21 protein-coding genes are annotated in these 20,842 nt (G+C 63.7%); 13 read left to right on the top strand and 8 right to left on the bottom strand.

Annotation, left to right across the window (positions count from 1 at the left end; all coding sequences use genetic code 11):
• Nucleotides 1-103 precede the first annotated feature (103 nt).
• From NKG99_RS20130 to NKG99_RS20120, 3 genes are all read right to left on the bottom strand, one after another.
• Nucleotides 104-964, bottom strand: coding sequence for a S49 family peptidase (locus tag NKG99_RS20130; protein WP_352870373.1), 861 nt, complete (start codon nucleotides 962-964; stop codon nucleotides 104-106).
• Between the two features lie 79 nt (nucleotides 965-1,043).
• Entirely contained in the window at nucleotides 1,044-1,844 is an 801-nt protein-coding gene (locus NKG99_RS20125) for a tRNA1(Val) (adenine(37)-N6)-methyltransferase (RefSeq protein WP_352870372.1), read from the bottom strand.
• The gene (locus NKG99_RS20120; RefSeq protein ID WP_352870371.1) at nucleotides 1,844-2,068 is read right to left on the bottom strand and encodes a putative signal transducing protein; all 225 of its coding nucleotides are present in this window, start codon (nucleotides 2,066-2,068) and stop codon (nucleotides 1,844-1,846) included. The genes NKG99_RS20125 and NKG99_RS20120 overlap by 1 nt, the downstream gene beginning before the upstream one ends.
• Before the next feature lie 203 nt (nucleotides 2,069-2,271).
• On the opposite strand from NKG99_RS20120, the gene NKG99_RS20115 reads away from it, so the two are divergent.
• The 6 genes from NKG99_RS20115 to NKG99_RS20090 all read left to right on the top strand — a co-directional run bounded on the left by NKG99_RS20115 (nucleotide 2,272) and on the right by NKG99_RS20090 (nucleotide 8,379).
• Nucleotides 2,272-3,288 (top strand): polyprenyl synthetase family protein, encoded by a 1,017-nt coding sequence (locus NKG99_RS20115; RefSeq protein WP_352870370.1) that lies wholly within the window; start codon nucleotides 2,272-2,274, stop codon nucleotides 3,286-3,288.
• Between the two features lie 108 nt (nucleotides 3,289-3,396).
• Nucleotides 3,397-4,065, top strand: coding sequence for a GntR family transcriptional regulator (locus NKG99_RS20110; protein WP_352870369.1), 669 nt, complete (start codon nucleotides 3,397-3,399; stop codon nucleotides 4,063-4,065).
• A gap of 108 nt (nucleotides 4,066-4,173) precedes the next feature.
• Nucleotides 4,174-4,764, top strand: a complete 591-nt coding sequence (locus tag NKG99_RS20105; RefSeq protein ID WP_352870368.1) for a biotin transporter BioY — start codon at nucleotides 4,174-4,176, stop codon at nucleotides 4,762-4,764.
• Nucleotides 4,761-5,204: a DUF1284 domain-containing protein gene (locus tag NKG99_RS20100; RefSeq protein ID WP_352870367.1), complete on the top strand. Its 444-nt coding sequence runs from the start codon at nucleotides 4,761-4,763 to the stop codon at nucleotides 5,202-5,204. Before NKG99_RS20105 ends, NKG99_RS20100 begins: the two co-directional genes overlap by 4 nt.
• A gap of 235 nt (nucleotides 5,205-5,439) precedes the next feature.
• Complete coding sequence (locus tag NKG99_RS20095) at nucleotides 5,440-7,215, top strand: tetratricopeptide repeat protein (RefSeq protein ID WP_352870366.1); 1,776 nt, start codon at nucleotides 5,440-5,442, stop codon at nucleotides 7,213-7,215.
• Between the two features lie 243 nt (nucleotides 7,216-7,458).
• Nucleotides 7,459-8,379, top strand: a complete 921-nt coding sequence (locus tag NKG99_RS20090; RefSeq protein WP_352870407.1) for a glycine--tRNA ligase subunit alpha — start codon at nucleotides 7,459-7,461, stop codon at nucleotides 8,377-8,379.
• Nucleotides 8,380-8,382: 3 nt separating this feature from the next.
• On the opposite strand, the gene NKG99_RS20085 is transcribed toward NKG99_RS20090, so the two are convergent.
• Nucleotides 8,383-8,559: a hypothetical protein gene (locus tag NKG99_RS20085; protein WP_352870365.1), complete on the bottom strand. Its 177-nt coding sequence runs from the start codon at nucleotides 8,557-8,559 to the stop codon at nucleotides 8,383-8,385.
• A 342-nt stretch (nucleotides 8,560-8,901) separates the two neighbouring features.
• On the opposite strand from NKG99_RS20085, the gene NKG99_RS20080 reads away from it, so the two are divergent.
• Nucleotides 8,902-11,526 (top strand): glycine--tRNA ligase subunit beta, encoded by a 2,625-nt coding sequence (locus NKG99_RS20080; RefSeq protein WP_352870364.1) that lies wholly within the window; start codon nucleotides 8,902-8,904, stop codon nucleotides 11,524-11,526.
• A gap of 109 nt (nucleotides 11,527-11,635) precedes the next feature.
• Nucleotides 11,636-11,917, top strand: coding sequence for an ATPase (locus NKG99_RS20075; protein ID WP_352870363.1), 282 nt, complete (start codon nucleotides 11,636-11,638; stop codon nucleotides 11,915-11,917).
• A 107-nt stretch (nucleotides 11,918-12,024) separates the two neighbouring features.
• Here the strand turns inward: NKG99_RS20075 and NKG99_RS20070 are convergent, their stop codons facing one another.
• Nucleotides 12,025-12,411 (bottom strand): hypothetical protein, encoded by a 387-nt coding sequence (locus NKG99_RS20070; RefSeq protein ID WP_352870362.1) that lies wholly within the window; start codon nucleotides 12,409-12,411, stop codon nucleotides 12,025-12,027.
• Nucleotides 12,412-12,570: 159 nt separating this feature from the next.
• Complete coding sequence (locus NKG99_RS20065) at nucleotides 12,571-13,047, bottom strand: hypothetical protein (protein ID WP_352870361.1); 477 nt, start codon at nucleotides 13,045-13,047, stop codon at nucleotides 12,571-12,573.
• Nucleotides 13,048-13,271: 224 nt separating this feature from the next.
• On the opposite strand from NKG99_RS20065, the gene NKG99_RS20060 reads away from it, so the two are divergent.
• The 3 genes from NKG99_RS20060 to NKG99_RS20050 all read left to right on the top strand — a co-directional run bounded on the left by NKG99_RS20060 (nucleotide 13,272) and on the right by NKG99_RS20050 (nucleotide 16,437).
• Complete coding sequence (locus NKG99_RS20060; RefSeq protein ID WP_352870360.1) at nucleotides 13,272-14,246, top strand: L-threonylcarbamoyladenylate synthase; 975 nt, start codon at nucleotides 13,272-13,274, stop codon at nucleotides 14,244-14,246.
• Nucleotides 14,247-14,254: 8 nt separating this feature from the next.
• Nucleotides 14,255-15,685 (top strand): FAD-binding oxidoreductase, encoded by a 1,431-nt coding sequence (locus NKG99_RS20055; protein ID WP_352870359.1) that lies wholly within the window; start codon nucleotides 14,255-14,257, stop codon nucleotides 15,683-15,685.
• A 185-nt stretch (nucleotides 15,686-15,870) separates the two neighbouring features.
• On the top strand, nucleotides 15,871-16,437 hold the full coding sequence (locus tag NKG99_RS20050; RefSeq protein WP_352870358.1) for a DUF6101 family protein: 567 nt from the start codon (nucleotides 15,871-15,873) through the stop codon (nucleotides 16,435-16,437).
• A 96-nt stretch (nucleotides 16,438-16,533) separates the two neighbouring features.
• Here the strand turns inward: NKG99_RS20050 and ubiA are convergent, their stop codons facing one another.
• Together ubiA and NKG99_RS20040 are read right to left on the bottom strand one after the other, a co-directional pair.
• Nucleotides 16,534-17,517 (bottom strand): 4-hydroxybenzoate octaprenyltransferase, encoded by a 984-nt coding sequence (ubiA, locus tag NKG99_RS20045; protein ID WP_352870406.1) that lies wholly within the window; start codon nucleotides 17,515-17,517, stop codon nucleotides 16,534-16,536.
• Nucleotides 17,518-17,585: 68 nt separating this feature from the next.
• Nucleotides 17,586-18,494 carry a LysR family transcriptional regulator gene (locus tag NKG99_RS20040; protein ID WP_352870357.1) on the bottom strand — a complete coding sequence of 303 codons (909 nt, stop codon included), beginning with the start codon at nucleotides 18,492-18,494 and terminating at the stop codon, nucleotides 17,586-17,588.
• 89 nt (nucleotides 18,495-18,583) lie between these two features.
• Between NKG99_RS20040 and NKG99_RS20035 the strand changes: the two genes are divergently transcribed.
• On the top strand, nucleotides 18,584-19,405 hold the full coding sequence (locus NKG99_RS20035) for a phytanoyl-CoA dioxygenase family protein (RefSeq protein WP_352870356.1): 822 nt from the start codon (nucleotides 18,584-18,586) through the stop codon (nucleotides 19,403-19,405).
• Between the two features lie 154 nt (nucleotides 19,406-19,559).
• Nucleotides 19,560-20,837 (top strand): phosphoribosylamine--glycine ligase, encoded by a 1,278-nt coding sequence (gene purD / locus NKG99_RS20030; protein WP_352870355.1) that lies wholly within the window; start codon nucleotides 19,560-19,562, stop codon nucleotides 20,835-20,837.
• Nucleotides 20,838-20,842 lie beyond the last annotated feature (5 nt).

The following is a 20,842-nucleotide window of genomic DNA, read 5'->3' as shown; positions in this document are numbered from 1 at the left end:
GGTCGGGTCGGTTGATGCATGTCGCCCAAAAGTGGATCCGGTTTTGGGAAAACGACATGCATGAAACTTCAAGTCCCTCATGCTAGACGGTTTCGCCGATTTTTCAAAGCCCGAAGCGCGCCCATAATGCGCGCTCTTCCGCCGCATCGATCACGCCGCTGGCGGCGGCGGCGGCGATGTCGGGCGCCGAAAAGCCCATTCTCGAGCCGAATAGGCCGAAGCGGCCGAGAAGACCGCGCGGCGCCGTGATCAGCCTGAGCTGGGTCTTCTCCCCGAAGCGGGTCTTCAGCACCGTCCGCATGTCGCCGAGCGCATCGACCAGGCCGAGTTCAAGGCCCTTGATGCCCGTCCAGAACAGGCCGGTGAACAGGTCTGGATCGTCTTTCAGCTTGGTGCCGCGCCGCTCCTTGACGAGGTCGATGAACGTGCCGTGCACCTCGAGTTGCAACGCCTTCAGGCGTTCGACGTCTTCCTTCTTCTCCGGCTTGAACGGATCGAGCACTGCCTTGTTCTGGCCGGCTGTGTGGACACGGCGCTCGATACCGATCTTCTTCATCAGTTCCGGGAAACCGAACGAGGCCGACACCACGCCGATCGAACCGACGATGGAGGACGGATCGGCGAAGATCTCGTCGCCGGCGACCGCGATCATGTAGCCGCCCGATGCCGCGACATCCTCGACGAAGACCAGCACCTTTTTGTTCTTTTCCGTTGCCAGGTCACGGATGCGCTTGAAGATCAGCCGCGACTGCACCGGCGAGCCGCCGGGCGAATTGATCGAGATGGCGACCGCCGGCGCGTCGTAGGAAAACGCTTTCTCGATGAGACCGGCGGTGGAGGCCAGCGACAGGGTTGGCCGGAACTGGCCGCCGGCCATGATGGTGCCGTGCAGCCGGATGACCGGAATGGTGACGACGGTGGAGCGCCAGGATTTCGGCAGCAGGCGGTTGATAAGTCGTTTCACGAGGGCACGGTCTCCGGTCGATGGGTTGCTGGCATGTAGGGATTCCCCGGCCAACAGCAATGTGGGCCCCAGGAATAGCTCAATCTCCGAACAGCGAGGCAAGCCCGTTGGTGATCATTTCACTGCGCTCATCAGGACCGTTGCCCGACTGCGAGTGCAACATCAGCGGCGGGCGGATGGCAAGTCTTCCTCGTGCGCCGAGTGCCGCCCGCACAATGATGCGGATCGCCGCCGCGTCTGGGCGAGAGTGGACGGCAAGCATCTCGGTATCGCCGAAGCGCCCTGCGATCGCATCTAGAATGGAACCGAGCTGGTCGGGCCGCGCGATCACGGCAAGCCCGCCGCGCGGCCTGACCACCGCGGCGGCACTTCTGATCCAGCTCTCGAACAGCCCGTCTTCCATGACATGGGCCTCCTTTCGCAAGCGATCGGGCGTGGCGCGGTCCCGTGCGGCGTTGAAAGGCGGGTTCATGATGACGAAGTCGAAGTCGTTGTCGGCGAGGCCGGCGGCCGCGCGCGCCCGGCCCGACACCGTGACATCGGCGACCAGCACGGACGCCCGATCGCTGAGATGCGCATTGCCGGGATGGGCAAGGGTGGCCGCCGCGAAGGCCGCCATTTCCGGTGCGCGTTCGACAAGCACGGCCTCGGCCGCCAGGCAACGCGAAAGCACCGCCAGGCCCGCGGCCCCGGCTCCGGCGCCGAAATCGGCCAGACGCCCGCCAAAGGAAGATGGTACGGACGCCGCCAGCATCATCGCATCCATGCCGGCGCGATGGCCGCCCTGCTTGGGCTGCACGAGCCAGAACCGGCCGCGATGGAAAGCATCGACCGTATGGGCCGGTGTGTCCGGGATAAGGGTGGCCGGCGCGGCGGGCATTATTTTCCACGGATCTCGTTGGCGATGCCGGCATCCGTCAGGATGCGCCGTGCCGCGTCGGCCTTGTCGGCGTCGACCATGACGCGCCGCGGCAGGATGCCGAGGGAGCCGTCGAGCACGCTCATGTTCTGGTCGGCGACGAAACAGCTGATCCCGGCATCGCGCATCAGCGATTCGACAAAGGAGATGATGACGGCGTCGTTGGTGCGAATGAGCTCTATCATCGGGCGAAACTCTCAGTTTGCGGCGCTGATGTAAACGGGTAGGCAGTTTGCGGCGAAGCAGAACTCCCTTTGGCGCCAGTTGACAGCCTGTCGTCGCCGGCGCGCCAATTCGCCTCTTGCCGTGGATGTACCTGCCGCCCTAGAGTCAATGCAGGGATTAAGGGTGCCGTCGCACGCGTTATACCAAGACGGGAGTGATTGTCGTGGGTGTCGTTCTCAACATCGAAAACGGGAAGCGGGAGCCCGCCTCCATCAAGGACATGATAAATCTGACCGCGGCCGACATGGGGCGCGTCAACGAATTGATCCTGTCCAAGGCCGGCTCCGACGTCGAGATGATCCCCGAAATCGCCAACCATCTGATCTCGTCCGGCGGCAAACGATTGCGGCCGATGCTGACGCTCGCCGCCGCGCAGATGTTCGGCTATGCCGGCGAGGGCCACGTCAAGCTCGCCACGGCAGTTGAATTCATGCACACGGCGACGCTTCTCCATGACGACGTCGTCGACGAGAGCGGCATGCGCCGCGGCAAGAAGACCGCCCGCATGATCTGGGGCAACCAGGCGAGCGTGCTGGTCGGCGACTTCCTGCTCGGTCAGGCTTTCCGCATGATGGTCGATGTCGGCTCGCTGGAGGCGCTCGACATCCTTTCGAGCGCGGCCTCGATCATCGCCGAAGGCGAGGTGATGCAGCTTGCCGCCGCCAAGAACCTCGAAACCACCGAGGACGAGCATTTCGCCGTCATCAAGGCCAAGACCGCCGCGCTGTTTTCGGCGGCGGCCGAAGTCGGTCCGGTCATTGCCCAGGCGACGCGCAATGACCGTGCCGCGCTGCGCTCCTACGGCATGAATCTCGGCCTTGCCTTCCAGCTGATCGACGACGCGCTGGACTATGGCGGCACCAGCAAGGATCTGGGCAAGAATGTCGGCGACGATTTCCGGGAAGGCAAGGTGACCTTGCCGGTCATCCTCGCCTACCGGCGCGGCACCAAGGCCGAGCGCACCTTCTGGAAGCGTGCCATCGAGGACAATGTCATCGACGACGCCGGCCTGGAAAAGGCGATCGGCCTGATGACACGCCACGGCGCCATCGCCGACACGATCGGGCGAGCCCGTCATTTCGGCGAGATCGCCCGCGACGCGCTGGCGCCGCTGGAAGCGACGCCGCAGAAATCGGCGCTGATCGACGTCATCGATTTCTGCATCAGCCGGGTGAACTGAAGGCAGGCCTTTCCCAACGCTCCCTCTGGTTTGCGCTGTGGGCAGGAAATTTGTGAATTCAGTCTCGCCGTCTCGACAAGCTGCCCCGTCGCAAATTATCTATAAAACATGGCAAAGGGCACGGACGACACCATCGCGGTGCGCATCAGCAAGGTGCTGGCGGACCGCATCATTTCCGGCGCGATCGAGCCGGGGGCCAGGCTTCGGCAGGATCATATCGCCGAGGAATTCCAAACCAGCCATGTTCCCGTGCGCGAAGCCTTCCGCCGGCTCGAGGCGCAAGGGCTGGCCGTCAGCGAGCCGCGCCGCGGCGTGCGTGTCGCGTCTTTCGACCTGGGCGAGGTCAAGGAAGTCGCCGAAATGCGCGCCGCGCTCGAAGTGCTGGCGCTGCGGCACGCCGCGCCGCACCTGACATCGGCCATTCTCGACCTGGCCGAGGAAGCGACCAAGGCCGGCGACAAATCCCGCGATGTCAGGTCATGGGAAGAAGCCAATCGCTCCTTCCACCGCTTGATCCTGGCGCCATGCGGCATGCCGCGCCTGCTCGCCACCATCGACGATCTGCACGCGGCGAGTGCCCGTTTCCTGTTCGCGGCTTGGCGCTCGGAGTGGGAGACACGCACCGACCAGGATCATCGCGCGATACTCGCCGCCTTGCGGCAGGGAAACACCGAATCAGCCGCCGCGACACTGGGACGGCACGTCCAATGGATTGGCCGCAAGCCTGTCAGGACGGCTGCCGGGACGACGCGAGAAGCCTTTGCCATCGTAGGCTAGGACGACCCTTCGCACAGCCGGGGCTTGCTATCTCCGAGAAATTGTGGATTCGATAATAGATCGAAAATAGAAATTATCTATAATTTGAAATCGATCGAAGGAATCCCGATGACAGACGTCGCATTCTCGGCCAGCAAGCCGTCGTTCAGCCCGCTCCGGCTTCAGGGCCGCTCTCTTGCCTGGCAGGTTGGAGCCGTCGTGCTCGGCACGCTGTTCCTGGCGCTGTCCTCCTACATCGAAGTGCCGATGGTGCCGGTTCCGGTGACCATGCAGACTTTCGCCGTGACATTGATCGGCGCGCTCTATGGCTGGCGGCTTGGCGCCATCACCATCGCCGCCTGGCTGGTCGAGGGCGCGGTCGGTTTCCCGGTGCTGGCCGGCGGCGCCGCCGGCGTACAGCATTTCGTCGGGCCGACCGGTGGCTACCTCTTCGCATTTCCGGTCACCGGCGCGCTGGTTGGCTGGCTCGCCGAACGCGGCTGGAACGGCAACAGGGTGATGCTTGCCTTCGCCGCCATGCTGCTCGGCAACCTTGCTTGCCTGGTTCTCGGCACCATGTGGCTCGCCGTCATGATCGGCGCCGAGCAGGCCATCACGTTCGGATTTCTGCCTTTTCTGGTCGGCGGCTTGCTCAAGTCGGCGCTGGGTGCCGCGACACTCATGGCCCTTCCCGGCAGCGCTAAGCCGGCCAATCCGTGACGATTAGGCTGCGCGCCCATCACCTCCTTTGCCTGCTCACCTATGTGGGCAAGGGATACAGTCCCGCCTTCACCGCCAACTACGATCGCGTCGCGGAGCGCCTGAGCCGGGGCGAGGGCATCCTCCTCGTTTCCGGCCCGGACGATGTCTGCGGCCCGTTGCTCGACGAGCCGGAACCGCATTGTCTCAACGAGAGCGTCGTCGAGCGGGACCGGCTCGCGGCACAGGATTTGGAGGAGTTGCTGGCGCGCCCAATCCGGGTCGGCGCCAGCCTCGATCTCGACGCCGCAATCCTGGTCCAGATGCGGCAGGCGTTTTCGGCCGGCCGCGTGCGCAAGGCTTGCGGCGGCTGTGAGTGGAATGATCTGTGCGGCACGATTGCGGCCGGCGGATATGGCGACACGCTGGTGCAACGGTCTGGCTCGCCAAGTGAGCGCTGATATTGGCGCCGAGCCCAGCGGTCGAATCTGTGATATATTCGGCTCCGCGCAGGGCCGTGGCCGGAATTCAAAATCGGAAACTGTCCCTTGTCGCCATGGTTTGTTAATCGGGTGCCCGGATTGTGAATTCGAGGCGGATTGAAGCGCGACCCCAAAAAGGCCATGCTTTATCACGAAGATGGAGTCTACGCCGATCCCGCTGATGCGGAGATGGCGCCTGGCTGAAAGGGATACGATGCGGCAAGGACGTGCGCGCTGGCTGACAAGGCTGGCAATTGTGACCGGCATGGCGATCTCGGCTCTGCCGGCCTATGCCAAGCAAACCACCGAACCGGTCAAGATCACGTCGTTCTCTGGCGCCTATCTGGCGGCCCGGATCGCCGAAGGTGACAACGACCTCGACAGCGCCATCGCCTACTACAAGCAGGCATTGGCCTTCGACCCGAGCGACACCAGCCTGCAGCAGAGCCTGATGCTGTCGCTGATCGCGCAAGGCCGCTTCGACGAATCCCTGGTCTATGCCGACAAGCTCAAGGAAGTTCCAGACGTCGAGCGCTTCTCGCGCCTGGCACTCGCCGTTGATTCCTTCCACAAGAAGGATTTCACCAAGGCGCAGTACTGGCTCAAGCTGTCGCTGGAGTCCGATCTCGACCGGCTGATCTCCGGGGTCATGTCCGGCTGGGCCCAACAGGGCGCCGGTGAGGCCTCCGATGCGATGGCCTCCATCGACAAGCTCCAGGGGCCGGATTGGTTCGGCCTGTTCAAGTCGTTCCATCGCGCGCTGATCGCCGATGCGTCCGGTATGCCCGAGAAGGCCGAAGCGATCTACGCCGCGACCATGCAGGATACGGCCGCCGGTGGTGCGGCTCCCGAAACCTGGATGCGTAATGCGCAGGCCTACGCCTCGTTCCTGGCCCGCAAGGGCGACAAGACCAAGGCAATGTCGGTGCTCGATCAGGCCGAGACGTTTTCGCCCGGCAAGCTGGAAATCGTCGCCTTGCGCGACAAGATCGCCAAGGGAGACAAGATCGCGCCCTTCGCTGCCGGTCCGTCCGATGGCGCCTCCGAGATTCTGCTTGATCTCGCCACCGCGCTCAACCGTGGTGGCGGCGAGCCGTTCGTCCGTCTCTATCTGCAGTATGCTCTGGCGCTGAAGCCCGACAGCGATGCGGCGCTGGTGCAGCTCGCTGCAGTGTCCGAGCAGTTGAAGGACGGCGAGGGCGCCATCGCGCTCTATCGGCGGATCCCCGCTACCTCGCCGCTGAAGGAGCTTTCGGACCTGCAGCTCGGCCTCAACCTTGCCGATCTCGGCCGTCATGAGGAGGCGATCACCCATCTGAAGGCCTTCGTCGACGCCCACCCCGATGACATGCGCGCCTATCTGGCGCTCGGTGGCGTCTATTCCTCGAAGGATGATTTCCGCTCGGCCGCCAATCTCTACGACAAGGCTGTCGAGGCGCTGAAGACACCGACCGCGGCCAACTGGAACATCTTCTACCAGCGTGGCATCGCCTATGAGCGCCTGAAGGAATGGCCCAAGGCCGAGCCGAACTTCCGCAAGGCGCTGGAACTGGTCCCCGACCAGCCGCAGGTGCTGAACTACCTCGGCTATTCCTGGGTCGACATGAACATGAATCTCAAGGAAGGCCTGGCGATGATCCAGAAGGCCGTCGATCTCAGGCCAAGCGACGGTTACATCGTCGATTCGCTGGGTTGGGCCTATTTCCGCCTCGGCCGGTTCGACGATGCCGTGCGCGAAATGGAACGCGCCGTGTCGCTGAAGCCGGAAGACCCGGTTCTCAACGACCACCTTGGCGATGCTTACTGGCGCGTCGGCCGCAAGCTGGAAGCCACCTTCCAGTGGAATCAGGCCCGCGACCTGAAGCCCGATCCCGATGTGCTGGCCAACTTGCAGCAGAAGCTGATGAAGGGCCTGCCGCCGATCGAATCCAACACGGCGCAGGAAACCCCGAAGGTCAAGCCAGAGCCGGTGCCCGCCCCGAAGGGGTGAAGTAAGCTATAGAATGTGAATGCGAACGGGGCTCTTTCAGAGCCCCGTTTTCGTTTGGGCCACATGCGCTCGTCCAACGCGCGCTGATTTGCGGAAACGGCCTCAAAACATCTTCCGTTCGGGGCGGGCGGGCGCCTTGCTTGACGCTTCGCCGCCGTGTCTCTAGGACGTGCCTGCAAGCTAGCCTGTGCTGTCGAGGCCCCCGTGACGATTGAAATCCCGACGATTGAAATCCCCGCCCATATGCATCCCAGCCGCTCGTTCCAGGGGCTGATCCTGACCTTGCACAACTATTGGGCGGCCTATGGCTGCGTCATCTTGCAGCCCTACGACATGGAAGTCGGCGCCGGCACCTTTCATCCGGCTACGACACTGCGTGCGCTCGGGCCGAAGCGCTGGAACGCCGCCTATGTCCAGCCCTCGCGTCGGCCAAAGGATGGCCGCTATGGCGAGAACCCGAACCGGCTGCAGCATTATTACCAGTATCAGGTGATCCTGAAGCCGAACCCGCCCAATTTGCAGGAGCTCTATCTCGGCTCGCTGGCGGCGATCGGCGTCGACCCGCTGCTGCACGACATCCGCTTCGTCGAGGACGATTGGGAAAGCCCGACATTGGGCGCCTGGGGTCTCGGTTGGGAATGCTGGTGCGACGGCATGGAGGTGTCGCAGTTCACCTACTTCCAGCAGGTCTGCGGCATCGAATGCGCGCCGGTGGCCGGCGAGCTCACCTACGGGCTGGAGCGGCTGGCCATGTATGTGCAGGGCGTCGACAATGTCTACGACCTCAACTTCAACGGCCGCGAAGGCGACGACAAGGTCACCTATGGCGATGTCTTCCTGCAGGCCGAGCAGGAATATTCGCGCCACAATTTCGAATACGCCAACACGGCGATGCTTTTGCGCCACTTCGAGGACGCCGAGGCCGAGTGCAAGGCGCTGCTCGATGCCGGTGCGCCGGCGTCGAACGACAATCTGCCGATGCACCGCATGGTTTTCCCGGCCTACGACCAGTGCATCAAGGCCAGCCATGTCTTCAACCTGCTCGACGCGCGCGGTGTGATTTCGGTCACCGAACGGCAGAGCTTCATCCTGCGGGTGCGCAATCTGGCGAAGGCCTGCGGTGAGGCATTTTTGAAGACGCAGGCGGGTGGCTTGGCGGCCTGAGTTTCAGGCACGCTTCATCATCTCGAGGGAAGCGTTGATTGGCGACAGCATCTGCCCGCTCGGGCCGGCCATTGTCCGCAATGCCTGCCGTACACCCGGCATCGAGAAGGCGCCGTGAGCCTGCGCGGTGAAACAGGCGCTGAGTGCGAGGATCTGCAGAAGTCTGGATGCCGTTTTCATGGTCGTTCAGCCAATAGTTCCCTGACTGAGCGTGGGTCGCTTCAGCGCTGCATTAGGTTCATGGAAATCTTTGATCCAAGGACGAGCGGGATGGTCTCGTCCCGACAGGGACGGCCAAGATTTCTGAAAACGGGCGTAAATCGGCGATCGCCGCGCCATTCGCTTCCGGAACCATGAAATCAAAAACGAACTGGATTCCGTGCTCGATACGATCTATGCGGCGGTAGAAGAAATCACACCTTGGCACGCGAGACGCCGAAGGCGGTGAGACCGAGACGCCGCCACCCCACCCCGGCGCTGACGCGCCGACCCTCCCCATCGAGGGGAGGGTGAGGAGCTACTATGCCTGACCTGCTTCTAGAACTTCGCTCCGAGGAAATCCCCGCCCGCATGCAGCGCAAGGCGGCGGGCGATCTCAGGAAGATGCTGACCGACGGTCTGGTCGAGGCGGGGCTGACCTATGAGGCGGCACGCGAGTACTGGACGCCGCGGCGTTTGACGCTCGATATCAGGGGCCTGACCGCGCGCTCGAAAGATATACGCGAGGAGATCAAGGGGCCTTCGACATCAGCACCGGAGCAGGCGGTGCAAGGCTTTCTGCGCAAGGCAGGGCTTGCTTCGGTCGCCGAGGCGCATATCCATTCCGACCCGAAGAAGGGCGACTTCTACGTCGCCCATATTTCGAAGCCGGGCAGGGCGGCCGAAGAGATCGTCGCCGAACTGGTGCCGGGCATCATCCGCAATTTCCCATGGCCCAAATCGATGCGTTGGGGGCCGGCCTCGGCCAAGCCTGGCTCGCTGCGCTGGGTGCGGCCGTTGCAATCGATCCTGTGCACCTTCGGCCCGGAGACCGAGGAGCCGGTGGTGGTCGATTTCGAGATCGACGGCATCCGCTCGGGTAACATCACCTATGGCCACCGCTTCCATGCGCCCGATGCCATCACGGTGCGCCGCTTCGGCGACTATGTTTCCAAGCTGGAAGCGGCGAAGGTCGTGCTCGATGCCGACCGCCGCAAGGAGATCATACTTGCCGACGCCCGCAACCTTGCCTTCGCCAACGGGCTCGACCTGATCGAGGACGAAGGGCTGCTGGAGGAAGTGTCGGGACTGGTGGAATGGCCGGTCGTGCTGATGGGCGAGTTCGAGCAGGCTTTCCTGGCCATTCCAGCCGAGGTGATCCGGCTGACCATCCGCGCCAACCAGAAGTGCTTTGTAACATCGCGCCTGATCTCCCCCCTCGAGGGGGAGATGTCGGCGAAGCCGACAGAGGGGGTCGGTACGATCGGACGCGACCTCCTACCTTGGACAGAGGATGCAGGCGCTTCACGCGCGGCGACCCCCTCTGGCCTGCCGGCCATCTCCCCCTCGAGGGGGGAGATTAGCCAGCTTTCCAACCGCTTCATCCTCACTGCCAACATCGAGGCGAAGGACAGCGGCAAGGAGATCGCCCACGGCAACGGCAAGGTGGTGCGCGCACGCCTGTCCGATGCGCTTTATTTCTGGACGACCGACCAGGGCGATTTGCCGGATCTCGGCGAGCTCAAGGCATCGGCGGAAAAATTCGGACTTGACCTGGGCAAGCCGCTCGACCAGCGCATGGCCCGCCTCGACCATCTCGGCGTTACCTTCCATGCCAAGCTCGGCACGCAGGGCGAGCGGGTGGAGCGGATCAAGCGCCTGGCCGAAGAACTGGCGCCGATCGTGGCGCAGTCGATTTCCCCCTTCGAGGGGGAGATGGCCGCGCTCGCCGCCCGAGCGGCTGTCCTGGCCAAGGCCGATCTCACCACTGAAGTCGTCGGCGAGTTTCCCGAATTGCAGGGCGCGATGGGGCGCAAATACGCGCTGCTCCAGGGCGAGCATCCATCCGTGGCCGCCGCGATCGAGGAACACTACAAGCCGCAGGGCCCATCCGACCGCGTACCGAGCGATCCGGTTTCGATCACGGTGGCGCTCGCCGACAAGCTCGACACGCTGGTTGGTTTCTGGACCATCGATGAGAAGCCAACGGGCTCGAAAGACCCGTACGCACTGCGTCGTGCAGCGCTGGGCGTGGTGAGAATATTGGTTGAGAATAGTATCAGATTGAAGCTTCGTTCCACGTTCGCACTCAGCATGGCTAATCATGTAGTTGGCCACCATTTTCGTGGACTCGACCAGAAAACGCAGGCTGCGCAACGTTTGGCCGATCTTGATGTTGGCGAAGAAACCGTTCGTAAGCTGAACGAAATGGTCAATCGGGAGCAAACTCAAGATCGGGCTGTTCAACTTATCACGGAGAGCGAAGATGCAGTGTTACGGGTTGTCGCTGACCTCCTCGCCTTCTTCCACGACCGCCTCAAGGTCTACCTCCGCGACCAGGGCGCCCGCCACGACTTGATCGACGCGGTGCTGGCGGCAGGTTCGCGCCCAATCCCCCCCCTTGTGGGGGAGATGTCGGCGAAGCCGACAGAGGGGGGCGCTGTCCCGCCGCCCTCTCAGCGCGCAGCGCCCCCCTCGGGCCTGCCGGCCATCTCCCCCACAAGGGGGGAGATTGGCCAATCGCCGAACGACGACCTCTTGCAGATCGTCCGCAGGGTCGAAGCGCTAGGCTCCTTCCTCGACTCCGAGGACGGCAAAAACCTGCTCGCCGGCACCAAGCGTGCGGCCAACATCCTGGCTGCCGAGGAGAAGAAGAAAACGGTGATTGCCGAGACCGTTGAGCCGGCGCTGTTGCGCGAGAATGCCGAGAAATCTCTGTTTGCGGCGGTGAATCAGGCTGAGAAGCAAGCCGGCGAAGCTGTTCAAAACGATGACTTTTCCGCCGCGCTGCTGGCGCTTAGCGCGCTGCGTGAACCGGTTGATTCATTCTTTGAGCACGTTCTCGTGAATGATGAGGACCAGGCCGTGCGTGCCAACCGCCTGGCGCTGCTCGCCCGCATCCGCGCGGCAACCGGTCAGGTCGCGGATTTCTCGAAGATTGCCGGTTAAGGCGAAGAAAATATTCTTTGCCACCGGCCGTTCGAGCCGGCTTACAGTCATATGACGATGATCTCTCCGTGGCAAAAGGGACATGTTCCCCAACCCCACGGAGGCTTCCATGAATTCCGATCACGACATCGAAGTGACAGAAGAAACCCCGGCTCCCGCCGAGGCGCTTGAATCTGCTTCCGAAACCATCCTCGATCATGCCGCGGCCGCCGCGGTCGAAGCCGCTGACCTGTCGGATGACGACGAAGACGGCGACGATGAAGAAGGTGAAGATGAGGACGAAGACGACGCCGAGGACAGCGTGAAGGCTGAAGGCGAGGACGAAAAGTCCGAAGAAGAAGCTGAAGACGGCGAGTCCGAAGAGGACGACGACAAGGAAGAAGCAGCCTGATTTTTTCAGCTGCCGATCCTATCGATGGCAGGGCGGCGCTGACGCGCCGCCTTTTTCGTCAGTCTTCCCCGATGCCGACTTGTCAGTCGTCCCGGGTGACGGCCCGATCAGTTCTCGAGGATGCTGACGCGCACGCTGTTTTCGTAGACGTCTACCTGGATCAGCGGTTCGCCATTGACGATTGCGCGCTTGGTCGATGAATTCATCGCGCCGCCACGCTCCAGCATGCGTTGCAGATCGGCGCGCTGGCCGTTGGTCCTGAACCAGCGATCACCCTCATCGTCGCTGTCGCGGCGGTGGAATTTGTGCCAGTTGGCGCGGTCCTGCCGCACCATCTGCGCGGCGTTGTCCAGTGCATAGCCGTCACTCGCCTGATGGTCCCGATCGGAAATGCGCGCGACATAAGATCCCAGCATGTCGTCGGCATGAGCTGCGCCACCAAGCAACGACGCCAGCAGAAGCCCGGCCGCGGTGACGATTCCAGATGTTCTCATGATCAACCCCTTTACCCCTAACGATGAAATCCCGTCTGCCAGAGCCGCCTGACGAAATCTAGGCGATGGTATCCAGCGGCGATAAACCGGGATGGGATTTGCCCGGCAATGGTGCGCCGGGCGGCGGACCGCCGTCAAGTCACGCCATCAATGCCAAGGCTATTTGGTATAGCCGTTGGGAGGCAACCGCTGGCCTGCTGCCTGCGCTGGGGCGCTCGGCGGGGTGGACTGGTTCTCAGCGTTCCCCGAGGGGGCCGCGGAGGCGGTGGCTGTTGCCGGCGCCATGCCTGGCGCCGGCGCGGTGCCTGCCGCCGGCGCGACATCTGTCGCGGGTGCAGCGGTTGGCGCCGGTGCCGAGAAGGCGGGACCGGTAACGCCGCCGCGAATGACCATCGGGTCTGGCTGGAAGCCATGCCTGGCCTCGGGCTTGTCCGGAATTGCCGCCACCTTTTCATCGGTGACGCCGGGCTGGGCATCACCGACCGCCACCACCGACTTGGCATCGCTGGCCATAGGTGCGCCCAGCCTGATGACCGACGGTGTCGAGGACGACGCGCCTGGGAAAACGAGAGACGAGGCCTGGGCCCCGCCAGTTGCCGCCGTAAGAATTATACCCAGCAGGATACGCACAGACATGATCACCGCTCCCCTTTGCCCAGAAGCTGCACAATAGCGGACCGGAATTGATACCGGCTTTCGTGGAAGCATAGCATTTTAGGAATTGATAAATCGCCAATTCCCAGACTTGTCCGACAACATCTTGTCGGACGACGCCCTGCCCAACAGCACTTGCCCTAACAGCCGACTTGCCCAACGGCCGCCATCGTACTACGCACCCCCGCATCTGCGAGGTGACGAGAGTGGCTGAAATTCTTGCCGTCGGCGAGGCGATGGAGCAGGCGCTGGCGCTGCTCAGGGGTGGCGATGTCGTCGCCATCCCGACGGAAACCGTCTACGGGCTTGCCGGCGATGCCACCAATGGCATCGGCGTGGCGCGCATCTTCGAAGCCAAGGGACGGCCGCGCTTCAACCCGCTTATCGCCCATGTCGCCGACATGACGATGGCAGAGCGCCTCGCGCGGTTCGATCCTCTGTCGAAGAAGCTGGCGCTGGCATTCTGGCCCGGGCCGCTGACGCTGGTGCTGCCGCAACGGCCCGGCAACGGCATCCATCCGCTGGTCACGGCCGGGCTCGATACGATCGCCTTGCGCATGCCGAGGGGCTTTGGCGGCGACCTGATCGCCAGGCTCGGTCGCCCGCTTGCCGCGCCCAGCGCCAATTCATCCGGCAGGATCAGCGCGACGACCGCGCAAGCGGTGGCAGCCGATCTCGGCGCGCGGATAAAGCTGGTGGTCGATGGCGGCGCGACGCCGGTCGGGCTGGAATCGACCATTGTCAAGGTCGAGGGCGCAACATTGCGGCTGCTGAGGCCCGGTGGCATCGCCGCCGGGGAGATCGAGGCGGCCATCGGCATGGAATTGTTGCGCGGCGGGGCCGCTGGCGTCGAGGCGCCCGGCATGCTTGCCTCGCACTATGCGCCGGGTGCTGCGATGCGGCTCAATGCCGGGACGGTCAGCGAAGGCGAAGCTCTGCTCGGCTTCGGCGGCCAACGGGCGGCAGGCTGGCGACACGCCGCCGCTTTCCTCAATTTATCCGAAACCGGAGACCTGCGCGAAGCGGCGAGCAACCTGTTCGCTTTTATGCAGGAGCTTGACCGCAGCGGCGCGCGGACCATCGCCGTCGAGCCGGTTCCCTTCGACGGCCTGGGCGAGGCGATCAACGACCGGCTTTCGCGTGCCGCCGCCCCTCGTGACAACACGCTGTCCACGACATAGTTTTCCACATGACCGAAAATTCAGCCAAACTGGATCCCGCACTCATTGATCGCTTCGCGGCGATCGTCGGCGACAAATATGCGCTGCGCGACGAGCAGGATATCGCGCCTTACCTCATTGAGCGGCGCGGGCTCTGGCACGGCGTGACATCGCTGGTGTTGCGGCCGGGCAGCGTCGACGAGGTCAGCCGGATCATGCGGCTGGCGACCGAGACAGGCACACCGGTCGTGCCGCAAAGCGGCAACACCGGGCTGGTCGGCGCCCAGGTACCGGACAGGTCCGGTCGCGAGATCATCCTGTCGCTTTCGCGGCTGAACCGCATCCGCGAGATCGATGTCCTGTCGAACACGGTGACGGTCGAGGCCGGCGTCATCCTGCAGACGCTGCAGGAGGCGGCCGATGCCGCCGACCGGCTGTTTCCGCTGTCGCTGGCCGCGCAAGGCTCCTGCCAGATCGGCGGCAACCTGTCGTCCAACGCCGGCGGCACCGGCGTGCTTGCCTATGGCAATGCGCGCGAACTCTGCCTCGGTGTCGAGGTGGTGGTGCCGACGGGTGAGGTGTTCGACGATCTGCGCAAGCTGAAGAAGGACAACACCGGCTACGATCTGAAGAACCTGTTCGTCGGCGCCGAAGGCACGCTCGGGGTCATCACCGCCGCCGTGCTCAAGCTGTTCCCGAAGCCGAAGGGTCGGGACGTCGCCTTCGTCGGCCTGTCGTCGCCCGAAGCCGCGCTCTCCCTGTTCAGCCTGGCGATCGACCGCGCCGGGGCAGCACTGACCGCCTTCGAACTGATCGGCAAGCGGCCATATGATTTCACGCTCGCCCATGCCCAAGGCGTGACGCGGCCGCTGATCGAGGATTGGCCATGGTATGTGCTGATGCAGATCTCGTCCGGCCGTTCATCGGAAGATTCGAGAGCCTTGATCGAGGACGTGCTCTCGGCCGGCCTTGAACAGGAATTCGTCGGCGACGCCGTCATCGCTGCGAGTCTCAGGCAGGGGGATGCATTCTGGAATTTCCGCGAGGTACTGCCCGAGGCGCAGAAACCGGAGGGTGCCTCGATCAAGCACGACATTTCGGTGCCTATCGCGTCGATCCCGCGCTTCATCGAAGAAGCAGCCGCCGCGGTGGCGTCGGTGAGCGCCGGCGCCCGCGTGGTCTGCTTCGGCCATATGGGTGACGGCAATCTCCACTATAACATCTCACGGCCTGTCGACGGCGACGACGAGGCATTTCTTGCCCTCTATCATCCCATGAACAAGGCGGTGCACGACGTCGTGCGCAGCCTGCACGGTTCGATCTCGGCCGAGCACGGCATCGGCCAGTTGAAGCGCGACGAGCTGATCGCCACCGCGCCACCGATAGCGATCGATCTGATGCGCCGGGTGAAGGCCGCCTTCGACCCGGCCGGCATCATGAATCCCGGTAAGGTTATCTGATCCTTTCAACGCCTTGTGGCTGGTGGCATTCCGATAACCATCCCTGAGATCAGCAAAATTTAACCGACTTTCTTAAGCGGGGCGGTAAGGAGCCCGCGCTACTGTCTCCGTACAAACGAGGCTGGAAAAACCGGCCCGGAGAGAACCGGACACCGGCTCTCAGGAGACAGACAGGAAGGCAATCTATGAACACCGGACTGAAGCCAGTCTGGGCGGGACGCAACATGCGTCTCGACCCATTTCGCCTGCCGCAAGTGGTGAGCTACGCGACCCGCGACGACTACGGCGACGTGACCTTCACCATCGACCAGCGTGGCGCCGTGATCCGCCGCATGCTCGAGATGAGCGGCCTGCCCGCGATCGTCGTGCTGCCCGCCAATGCGTTCCGCGGCGTTGCCGCCCGCGCCATGGAGGATCCGGACGGCAATGTCACCGTGACCCTGGAACTCTTGCACAACGATCCGATGCTGTCGGTGCCGCTGCTGGTTGCCGACGATCTCGACGATGTCGCCGCCGACTGGCGCGCCTGGGCCGACGCTTACCGTCTGCCGATGCTGCTGATCGAGTCGGACGGCGTTGCCCGTACCCTGGAAGAATCGCTTGGCGCTGCCATCAAGACGCTGCCGCCGCAGGATCGGCGCAAGGGCCGCGTTTCCCACACGCGTCGCCCGCGCTTCCTCGCCCGCCGCAGGGCTGGCGCCCTCGGTCTCAGGCTGGTCATCGACGGCCAGGAGATCATTTCGCGGGAGTGAGAAGCAGTCCGCGACAGCGGACGAAAAGCCAATTGCTTGGCTTTTCGAGCTTCGAACGCCCTGAGCCTGCGAAGGGCCGGGGCGAGGGACCTAGCGCTAAACCAGCGGCTTCAGCGCCACCCACACAGCGCCGCCGATCAGGCCGAGGAAGATCAGCCAGCCGACCTGGTTGTTCGACCTGAACAGCCGCAGGCATTGGTCCGGATTGTCGATATCCAGAACCGCGATCTGCCGGGCCAGATGGGCGCCGGCGGCGATCAGTCCGGCCAGCGCCACCACCGGCGCCTGCGCCGAGGCGAAGGCGATGGCAAAGCAGATCAGCGCGCCGCCATAGAGCCCTGCCAGCCACGATTTGGTGTTGTCGCCGAACAGGCGTGCCGTCGAGCGCACGCCGACAATGGCGTCATCTTCCTTGTCCTGATGCGCGTAGATCGTGTCGTAGCCGATCACCCACAGGATCGAGCCGATATAGAGCATGATCGCGGGTCCATCGAGATCGCCGAACTCGACCGCCCATCCCATCAGCGCGCCCCAGGAAAAGGCAAGGCCAAGCACCAGTTGCGGCCAGTTGGTTATCCGCTTCATGAACGGATAGATGGCGATGACAGCCAGCGAGCAGATCCCGAGCAGGATGGCGAAGCTGTTGAACTGTATGAGCACCACGAGGCCGACCAGCGCCTGCAGGGCAACAAACAGCCATCCCCGCCGGCGCGTCGCCTTGCCCGACGGCAGCGGCCGCGAGCGTGTGCGCTCGACCTGGTTGTCGATGTCCTGATCGACGAGGTCGTTGTAGGTGCAGCCGGCGCCGCGCATGGCGATGGCGCCGGCCAGGAACAGCACGAGATACCATGGCGTAGGCAGCAGCGACAGCAGCGGGTCGCCGGGGCGCGGATAGGCGCTCGCCGCGAGTGCCGCAGACCACCAGCACGGCCACAGCAGCAGCTGCCAGCCGATCGGCCTGTCCCACCGGGCAAGCTGCGCATAGGGCCATATCGAGCGCGGCAGCACGCGATAGACCCAGTGGCCGTTCGGCGCATCGGCGACACGGCCCTGCGCCGTTTTCGACTGGATAGTTTCCATGTCCATGAAGTGGCAGCAGCGGCGGAAACCGTCAAGCGGCAAGCGTAGGAGTGGTGTCCATCGCCCTTTCACGAAAAGATGTCGCGGGTGGCGAACCAACCCTTCGCCACGTCAATGAAGGACAGCGCCGCATTCGACACACGCTGATGCGTGTCATAGGTGAGCAGGATCCGCTGCATCGGCACCGGATCGGACAGCGGCTTGCAGATCAGCGGCAGCCCGTCATAGCTGCGGTCACCGTGCGGGCGGGTATAGCTGACCGCAACGCCGAAGCCGTTGGCGACCATGCTGCGCTGCAGTTCGAACGAGCTCGTCGTCATGTCGGCCACCGGCGAAAGGCCGCGGCTGCGGAACAGGTCGAGCATGTGCTGCCAGCTGTGCGGCTGGTCCGTCATGATCAGCGGATAGGCGGCAAGATCCGCAAGGCTGACCGACGGGCGATCCGCCAGGGCATGGCCCGCCGGCAACAGCGCATGCGGGTGAAGTTCGCGCAGCAGGATGCGGGCGAAATGCGTCGGCAGGCCGAGATCATAGGTGAGGCCGAGATCGATGGCCGCATCGCCGAGCCGTCTTCCCAGCGTCTCGAAGGTCTCGTCGCGAACGACCACATTGACGGCTGGATAGCGTTCGGAGAAGGCGCGGATCAGGGCCGGCGCGAAGAAAGGTGCCAAGTCCTCGAAGCATCCCAGCACGAGCTCACCGCTGACAGCTGATTTGCTTGAACCCAGGCCGATGAGTTCGTCCGTTTCGGTGAGAACCTGTCTTGCCTTGGCCACGACGGCGCGGCCAAACGATGTCGGTGACACGCCGCTTCCGCGTTGGCGGACGAACAGCTTCTGGCCGAAATTCTTTTCGACCGCGTCGATGGCCACCGAAATCGACGGCTGCGAGACGTTCAGCACCTTTGCCGCGCCGGTGACACTGCCGTGACGCGCCACGGCGACAAGGTAGCGCAACTGCGTAAGGGTCATGTTCATAGGCATACTCTATGTGCTGAATGGAAAGTTATTATTTTACTGAATGAAGGCTGGTTGCGATAGTCGGTTCATTCCAAGAGGAGAACACCATGGCTTCCGCAATCGACACCGAGACGATCGATGCCCAGACAATCGACGCTAAGACGATTGCCGACTATCAGCGTGACGGCGCCGTCTGCATCCGTGGCGCCTTCAAGGGCTGGGTCGACACGATTGCCGCCGGCATCGAGCGCAACATGCGGAACCGCAGCGCCGCCGCATCCGACATCGCCAACGGCCGCGGCAGTTTCTTCGACGACTACTGCAACTGGGAGCGCATTCCCGAATTCGCCGAGGTGGTGCGGAAATCACCGGCCGCCGAACTGGCGGCAGCGGTCATGCGGTCACGCACCGCGCAGTTCTTCCACGACCACGTGCTGGTCAAGGAGCCCGGCACGCAGAAGCCGACGCCCTGGCATCAGGACATCCCCTACTACTTTGTCGATGGCCAGCAGACGGTAAGCTTCTGGATTCCCATCGATCCGGTGAAGGAAGCGACGCTGCGGCTGATCGCCGGTTCGCACAAATGGGACAAGATGATCCTGCCGGTTCGCTGGCTCGACGACAGCAATTTCTATGCCGGCGAGGGCGACTATCTGCCGGTGCCCGATCCCGACAAGGATCCGTCCCTGAAGGTTCTCGAATGGGAAATGGAGCCGGGCGACGCCATCCTGTTCGACTTCAGGACCGCGCACGGCGCGCGCGGCAATCTGACGGCGGCGCGACGCCGGGCGCTGTCGCTGCGATGGGTCGGTGACGATGCGCGCTATGTCGAGCGGCCGGGGCGCACCTCGCCGCCCTATCATGGCCATGGCATGCAGCCGGGACAGAAATTGCGCGAGGACTGGTTTCCGGTCGTCTACCAGGGTTGAGTTCGAGCAGAATATGGGCGCTGTGTTCGGCGCCCATATTCTGCTGGGGATAACGTTCCCGTGCGCAAATTCCGATCAAAGCACCCTGATGCCTTGACCCGTCGTCCAGAGAGCAATAGCGGGTGCTGTAAGAGATCGGCATCAAGAGGTGGCCATGAACGTTCTTCTTCTCGGCTCCGGCGGCCGCGAACATGCGCTCGCCTGGAAGATCGCCGCATCGCCGTTGCTGACCAGGCTTTACGCAGCCCCCGGCAATCCGGGCATTGGCGGCGAGGCCGAACTGGTGAAACTGGATATAGCCGACCATGCCGCTGTAGCCGCGTTCTGCCGGGAGAAAGAAATCGACCTCGTCGTGGTTGGTCCGGAAGGGCCGCTGGTCGCCGGCATTGCCGACGATTTGCGCGCGCAAGGCATTCGTGTCTTCGGCCCATCCAAGGCGGCCGCACGGCTGGAAGGTTCGAAGGGTTTTACCAAGGACCTCTGTGCCCGATACAACATCCCGACCGCTGCCTATGGCCGCTTCGGCGATCTCGCCTCCGCGAAGGCCTATGTCGAGAAGATGGGTGCGCCGATCGTCATCAAGGCTGATGGATTAGCCGCCGGTAAGGGCGTCACCGTCGCCATGACGCTGGATGAGGCGCGGGCCGCACTCGATGGCTGTTTCGACGGTTCCTTCGGTGCCGCTGGCGCGGAGGTGGTGGTCGAGGAGTTCATGACCGGCGAGGAGGCGAGCTTCTTCTGCCTCTGCGACGGTAAGACCGCGCTGCCCTTCGGCACCGCGCAGGATCACAAGCGCGTCGGCGATGGCGACACCGGCCCCAACACCGGCGGCATGGGCGCCTATTCGCCGGCCCCGGTGATGACGCCGGAACTGGTGGAGCGCACCATGCGCGAGATCGTCGAGCCGACCATGCGCGGCATGGCTGAACTTGGTGCGCCCTTTGCCGGCGTGCTGTTCGCCGGGCTGATGATTTCAGACAAGGGGCCGAAGCTGATCGAATACAACACCCGTTTCGGCGATCCGGAATGCCAGGTGCTGATGATGCGGCTGAAGGACGATCTGCTGGTCCTGCTCAATGCGGCAACCGACGGCCAGCTTGCGCATACTTCGGTGCGTTGGCGCGACGAGGCCGCGCTCACCGTGGTGATGGCGGCCAGGGGCTATCCGGGCACGCCGGAAAAGGGGTCGGTCATCCGCGGCGTCGAAGACGCGGCGAGCGACGGCGTTCAGATATTTCACGCCGGTACCGCCATCAACAGCGGCGCGCTGGTTGCCAATGGCGGCCGTGTCCTCAATGTCACGGCGATAGGAAGCACGGTCGGCGAGGCGCAGAGACGAGCCTATGCCGCGCTAGACCGCATCGACTGGCCAGATGGCTTCTGCCGCCGCGACATCGGCTGGCAGGCCGTGGCGCGCGAACAGGCAAACTGAAGATC

It is taken from the genome of Mesorhizobium sp. M1409 (assembly GCF_040317535.1).
GTDB lineage: Bacteria > Pseudomonadota > Alphaproteobacteria > Rhizobiales > Rhizobiaceae > Mesorhizobium.
Note: the sequence above shows the minus strand (reverse complement) of the source record. Positions and strands in the feature narration are given on the sequence as shown.